Source organism: Bowmanella yangjiangensis (assembly GCF_017255015.1).
Taxonomy (GTDB): domain Bacteria; phylum Pseudomonadota; class Gammaproteobacteria; order Enterobacterales; family Alteromonadaceae; genus Bowmanella; species Bowmanella yangjiangensis.
This window is the reverse complement of record NZ_JAFKCS010000052.1, coordinates 1-6,556: the sequence shown is the minus strand read 5'-3', so window position 1 is coordinate 6,556 and position 6,556 is coordinate 1. Positions and strand designations below refer to the sequence as shown.

The 6,556-nt window shown below is 53.9% G+C and carries 5 protein-coding genes; 4 read left to right on the top strand and 1 reads right to left on the bottom strand.

The window, feature by feature from the left end:
• Window positions 1-356: 356 nt before the first annotated feature.
• The gene (locus J0A65_RS20915) at window positions 357-680 is read right to left on the bottom strand and encodes a hypothetical protein (RefSeq protein ID WP_033988836.1); all 324 of its coding nucleotides are present in this window, start codon (window positions 678-680) and stop codon (window positions 357-359) included.
• Window positions 681-841: 161 nt separating this feature from the next.
• Between J0A65_RS20915 and J0A65_RS20910 the strand changes: the two genes are divergently transcribed.
• The 4 genes from J0A65_RS20910 to J0A65_RS20895 are packed head-to-tail and all read left to right on the top strand — an operon-like array spanning window position 842 to window position 6,289.
• Window positions 842-2,770: a hypothetical protein gene (locus J0A65_RS20910; protein WP_206596279.1), complete on the top strand. Its 1,929-nt coding sequence runs from the start codon at window positions 842-844 to the stop codon at window positions 2,768-2,770.
• A gap of 15 nt (window positions 2,771-2,785) precedes the next feature.
• A complete protein-coding gene (locus tag J0A65_RS20905; protein WP_206596278.1) occupies window positions 2,786-3,994 on the top strand; it encodes a hypothetical protein in 1,209 nt (402 codons plus the stop codon).
• Complete coding sequence (locus J0A65_RS20900; RefSeq protein WP_206596277.1) at window positions 3,991-4,392, top strand: hypothetical protein; 402 nt, start codon at window positions 3,991-3,993, stop codon at window positions 4,390-4,392. Before J0A65_RS20905 ends, J0A65_RS20900 begins: the two co-directional genes overlap by 4 nt.
• A 1-nt stretch (window position 4,393) precedes the next feature.
• Complete coding sequence (locus J0A65_RS20895) at window positions 4,394-6,289, top strand: AAA domain-containing protein (RefSeq protein ID WP_206596276.1); 1,896 nt, start codon at window positions 4,394-4,396, stop codon at window positions 6,287-6,289.
• Window positions 6,290-6,556: the final 267 nt, after the last annotated feature.

Here is a 6,556-nt window from a genome sequence, read left to right as displayed (position 1 = left end):
CCTTGAGTGCACTGCCTGCTACTTGCTCAGCCCGCCTGACTCAAGGTTCTGCCTTTACTGCGATGAGCCTGGACAGCCCGGAGCATCCATTCGGCAAGGATGTGCGCGGCCCTGCTCCAGAAACCCTGTGCTTGCGCAGGCTGTGTGATCGCTCGATTAGCAGATGTTTTTACATTCGATTCGCTTACAGAGCCTACTTGATACCAGCCTTTGCGATGTCCATGCGATTCGGCGAATCTGTCTCGCCGGAAAAGGCTGATCTTAACAGGGGAAAGCTACCTAACTGGCATTAGCTCCTTGCGGTGCCCCTCCGCTAGATTGCGCGTACCAGCCGGCCTCCCCCCTCTAATTGCAGGTCAACCCTGTCGCTGAGCTTCCTGCTGCTGGAATGCAGCAGCCAAGGTGAGTTGCGCACGAGCCTCGATGATCTCGATCAACTCGAAGTGCTTGGGAAACTCGCGCTTGAGCCAGTCGCTGGGTACGAAGTGATGATCGAGGTGCACCGTTGTGCTCTGCCCGTCAGCAGAGGCGCAGAGCATGACGTGCAACTCCGAATCATCGCCAGCCATTGCCGCCGGCACGAAGACGGTGCCGTTGTCGCTGATGCCGAAGGAGCGTCGCCATTCAGGGAAACGCTTCTGCTCGGGGTTGGAGACAGCAAACCAGTGAATTCTGTCCATAACGATTCTCGAAAGTGGATATTTCCCCACCTACAGAGACTGAGGCAAACTGCCACTAGAGACAAGACGGTCGGCTATGACGGCCTGACTGAAACGAGACGTTCGCGATAAATCTGGGGCGCTTCATTTGACTCAGCGACCGACCTGAAGGACAAGATCACATGCAATCGAAGGAAGCTTTGGATCAAGGTTTTCGTACAGCACTAGGCGGCTTCAATGAGCTGCAGAACCAGTTTTTGAACGAGGCGTTGGAGCAGTACTCGGTGCTAATCAAACAGTCGATTAGTACCGACGCGGGCGTTATTACGAACCAGTCCCTGGACATCCAGCAAGGCTTCGCCGCGGAAGCTCACCATACCGGCTCATATAACATCGAGGCCGCGGGTAAAGGCGCTAACAACCATCGCGCCACGATGGATGTTGGGCGCCGTAACGACCCTGTGACCGACATTAGAATCAACACACCTGAAGGTTCGAAGGATTACCAGCTCAAATTTTACAAAGACGCCGAGAACAGCGCTAAAGCAATCAATCATGCTGATTACCAAGATGTCGGTAAGGTCGTTCCTGAGGAACAGCTAACAGATGCTCAGGCTACGGCCCACAAAGAAGCTGCCCGCAACCGTGATACACGGCCCGATGTCAGCAAAAACTACGAAAAAACAGCTGAGACGCTCGACGACTCCATCCATTCGGACGACCGCCCCGACATCAAAAGCAAGCCGCTTAAACGTCGGGGAGAAGGCAGTTCAGAAGAGCTCGTCAATGAGACAAAGAAGGATGGGAAAGGCCCCGAGTACGCCGATAAAGACCGCGTTAGGGCTGAATTTAATCGCATGCAGTACGCAAATGCTGCCAAGGCTGGTGCGATATGCGGCGCTTCGATCGGCGCAGCATCCGAGCTACTCGGCATCCTGCGCAGCGACGAGCCTCTCACCATAGAACAATGCTGCGAAGCAGCCGAACGTATCGTGTTGAGTTCCCTTAAAGGTGCGGGGAACGCCATGCTCGTGACTGGTATACAGCATTTGGGCCAAAACCTGATCGACACGGCCTCACACTCTGCTCTTAAGAATGCTGGAGGCCATCTCGTCAAAGGCAACGTTGCCGCCGCTGTTGCCAACATTACAGTGAATCTCGGGCAGAACATCTACAAATTCTCCCAAGGCGAAATCGACAGCCTGGAGTTTGGCGGCTCCATGATCAGTACAACGGTCACTGTAGTGGGTGGATCGATGGCGTATAGCGCGGGAGCAGCCACTGCCACCTTCCTCGGTCAATGGGTCGCCTCTGAAATCGCCTCCACCACCCTCCTGGGCACTACACTTGGTGCGCTGGGCCCGATCGCATTGGGTACCGTCTTCTCCATTGGCTTTTCCTTTGCCATATCGGCGTACGTCGGGCATTTCTCGGCGGAAGGCAAAAAGCTGGCGATGCAGGACTTGCAAGAGGCGATGGCCAAGCTCAACGGCGGTACGATCAACCTCTCTCAGTATGTGGGGTTGGTCGGGACGATGTCGGAGTTTAAATTCGAGTGGAAGGACATGTTGCCGTTCTCGGGCAGCATCTCGGTTTTCTCCGAATACCGCACCCGCAAAAGCCAACTCATGGCTGCGCAGAAACAAATCGAATCGCAGATTTCCAAACTGCCTACTCAAGAGGCCGAAGCGCTTTACCAGCTCAAGGCTGGCTACCAGCAGAAAATACTGATGATCGAGCAGGACTATGAACATCAGCGACAGGAAATCACTCGCCAGGCTGGCGAGCGCTACCAGATGCTCAGCAAAGACCTGAATACTCACCTTGAAATCCAGTTCCTGATGTTTACGCCCATCAAGAACAACCTGGTCAATCAGCGCAAGGAAGTACAGACGGCCAGCATTCAGGAACGTCTCAAGCAAGCGCGAATAGAGGCATACAGTGAAGAGCTTAAGACGCTCCAACAGTCGCTCGAACAAACTGGGGTAGCGGGCGGCGATACGGAAAAGCTGACACGCACCATGCTGTCCACCATCGATATACGGCTGACCCAAGTCTTGCCTCACAAGAGCCCCTGGGATCAAGCCTACGAATTCTTCGTGCAGCCGTAGTGCTAGGAGCACAGGATGCTAAAAAAACTAATCCATTTTTTGACTAACCGCAGCCTCGAAAAGCATCGGCACAAAACGCAATGCATGATTGATGAGTACGAGCGTGAGGCGGCTGCAAGCCAAGCACGCGTTCAGGCAAAAGCGGACGCTTACAAACATCAAATTCAACAGCTCGCCAAGCTACGCCAGGAAGAACTGAAAAAATATGTGGCGCAATTAAACGATCACATTGAGCAGACGACCGACTACGTGGCCTACCTCGAAGAGCTGCCGGCAGCCATGTTCCTTTGCGTTGAGATCTGGTTGCGCAAAAACATCAGCGAGCAGCGCTGGAATCTGGACAAGGAAAAAGTCCAGGTCATTGTTTCTACCATCGACTACCTGGATGCCCTCGCTGAGGAAATGGTGCGGTTATCGCGCGAGCAGGATCGGAAAGCCTGGCAAAGCATCATTGCCGATCGCCCACCGCGGATCAGCACGGCGGCAATAATCAAACACACCAAGGACTTCCTGAGAGATGCCAAATCGGATGCGAAGGAGTACGACCGTGCCCTGCGCCGTATCGAAAGCTATAAACGTCTACTCAGGAAACAGCAAAGCGAGCTAAGAAAGTCCATTGCAGCGCTGAAGGCGGAAGTGGATAAGCATCGCGAGGAGCATCGCCAGGTCAAACAGCGGGTGAAGCAGCTCAACGAACTCTGCAGTACCAAGTTCAGGGAGCTGCAGGAAGTATTCGAGAACTATTACCAATTCACTCAGACCGACTCGCCTCTCGCCAACGAATGGATTTCTCAGATGCCCCATGGGGGAAATCTAAAGGAAATCCTTCTGTTGATCTCCGACACCGCGCCTATGTGGGAGGAAGCAAAAGCCAATATCTCAGACCTCCATGATCAGAGAAAACACGTCCAGTCGCGGATTGATCGAGCCTATCAAGATCAAGAGTATGAGTCGCTAGACGGTTACAAGGCTGAGCGGACAGGGATCTACGAGTCACTGAATCATGCCAAGGCTCGTAAAGGCGATGTGTTTGCGGGACGGCAAGCCCTCTACCAGCGCCGGGATGAGATCAAGAAACTGTTGGGATGGATCAACGAGCTTCACCCGTCGAAGATCATCGAGCAAGTCTTCCATCTACTTGCACGCGAAGACACTGAAATCTATTGGCCAGCCATTGGCCTCGCCACAAAAACCGTCAGGCCACCAGCAGGGAGTCGCAAGTGACCTCATCGAAAGCCGCTGTATCAAAACTCAGCTTTTACTGGCGCAGCCCGCATTCCAAAGAGAGCTTTGTATCCATCTGCGAAGCCGTATGCCTGGGATACAACACCAACGAATCCCTTCTCAAGGCTTTGCCGCAGTTTTCGATCAACCGCCTTGTGCTTGGCTTGGATCGATTGATTGCAGCCAACATGGCTCATCTCAACATGGGCGTGCTGACCGTCGACACCGACATGCAAATCGTAGAGGCGCTGGCAGCTGGCCAAGTACTGGAACTTCCCTTGGCAGCCGAGCAACTGGAACGAAATGCCCTACTGATCCACGAGATTTTGGCGGGTATCGGTGTTGATAACCCCGCAGGTGCCATGGTGCTCCTCAAACCAAAAGTCGAGGAGATCTGAGATGACAGCGAAAAAACTATTTGGCCAACCTGCTCCAGCCAGTCCCATTACTCCTGGCTCACCGCCTCCAGACTTGATCGATCACATTGACGACTGGCTGGAGTATCTCGTGAAGCTGGTCGACATGACGGATGATCCGATCACGCGCAAAAAATACGAGCGCCAAATCAAATACGTTACGCGGTTTCGCTGTGGTGCCAACTGCAACGTTTCTCACAATGTCATCCTGGCCAAGTACTACCTGGAGAAAGCCACCGCCATCGATGAAGCCGCGGGCGGTTACAAGCCATCCGCAGCATCAGGTTCTCGAACTCGCAACAAGGTTACTACTGAGTTTGAGTTCGCTGACGCGGGGCTACACGACTCAATGGCCATTGATGCGCCAACGCCAGTGCAAAAGTGTTATCTGACGGATACCTATGCCTACTCACAGATCCAGAAAGCCCTGGTGTGTGAGGACATCTTCTTCCTCCAGGGCCCGCCCGGTACCGGGAAGACCACGGCAATCGTTGAAATAATTCTTCAAACCCTGCGCAGCAAACCGGAGGCGCGGATTCTCATCACGTCGGAAACGCACGTTGCCGTCGACAACGCGCTTGATCGACTGACCATGCACCTCGACGCCGGCCAGATGAAGAAGGTAATGCGCTACCCACGCTTCTCAGTATCTTCACTGGAAAACCCAGCAGCCACTGAAGTCCAGGCCCTAGACCGAGCCGACACCGCATGGCGGCAGGCGCTAGCTCAGGCCCCGGAGCTCACCGCGCGGCTTTGGCAGAAGCTGGAATGTGGGCGTAAACGGGGTGGAGTTATAGATCTTCCCAGGTGGCAGGTGCGAAACCTGGCTGACCGCCACCAGATCATCGGCGTGACCTGCAATCAGCTGGAGCACTTCATGGACAAGGACAGCGACATGTTCGACTTGGCCATCGTCGATGAATGCTCAAAGGCGACTATGCCCGAGTGGCTGATGTCGCTCACCGTAGCCCGCAAATGTGTATTGGTGGGAGACCACAAACAGCTCCCGCCAACTTTCTGCCAAGAAGAATCCGAAGCGCTTTCGGAGCTCGACGAAGCCCAAGAGAAGCTGATCCGAGACGGCGTTATCGAGCGGATCTTCGAGAACTTCCCGGAGTGCATGAAGGGGACGCTGCTAAAGCAGTACCGTATGCTGCCAGAAATCGGCATGTTCATCTCGAAACACTTTTATACCAATGGACTTGAGCACAGCCGCACCGTAGGAAACGGCTTGTTCGAGCATTTCGCCTGGCTGACCTACGACTCTAAGAATTACTACGTCCCCCCAGAGCGAGGCAACGAGCGGAAAACTCTAGTTAATCAGCGAGAGATCCAGATCATCATAGATCGCTTGGGTCAGATGCATCAGCAGATTGGCGAAACAAAAGCTGCAGCGTCCAATAACCAAGCGTTCCCTCGCGCAGACATCGATTCAGATGGCGTTATGCTCGACGCCGACGGAGGTTCTACCCGTTTACCAGAAAGAGAGAGAAATGACGATTACTTCAACAACGGAAGGTGTTTAAGCGTAGCGGTGATCACGCCCTATCGTGCCCAATGCAAGCAACTTCAACTTGCTCTATCCAAACTCGATTTCAGCGAGCACCTAACTATCGAAGTAGATACCGTGGATGCCTTTCAGGGCAGGCAAGCTGATGTGGTTTTCTTTTCCTTCGTGCGGACTGTCGGGCCCGCTACCTTCTATGCCGATGACCGTCGCATAAACGTGGCTATATCTAGGGCGCGTGATTGCGTCTACTTGGTGGGGAGCATCGACTACATCAAAAGTAAGAGGATACCGGCGTTGACGGCACTTGCACGGAGGCCAGTGCTTTCCAGGCTCGACAAGATCCCAAATAGCTTACGGCAGCTTTCGTGAGCCCACCCTCAACGGACATAACGGAACCTCATCTGATAGAGGTAGCCCTGGCACAAGTCGACAAGAGCGAGGTGCATAGCACCCAAACCAGGCTTACGAAACCGAGCGCCATCGCCCCGTGGTCACCTGGTGAAGCAAGCGAATTCAGGAAGCGGCTAGCTATAATCTTTCAGTATTCGCGCCCCAGAAGAGAGGTCGTTTCAATACGCTGACAACTGCCGGCTATCGGCCATAAGCGGAACAGCAGAAGCACCTACGAAATTCGGG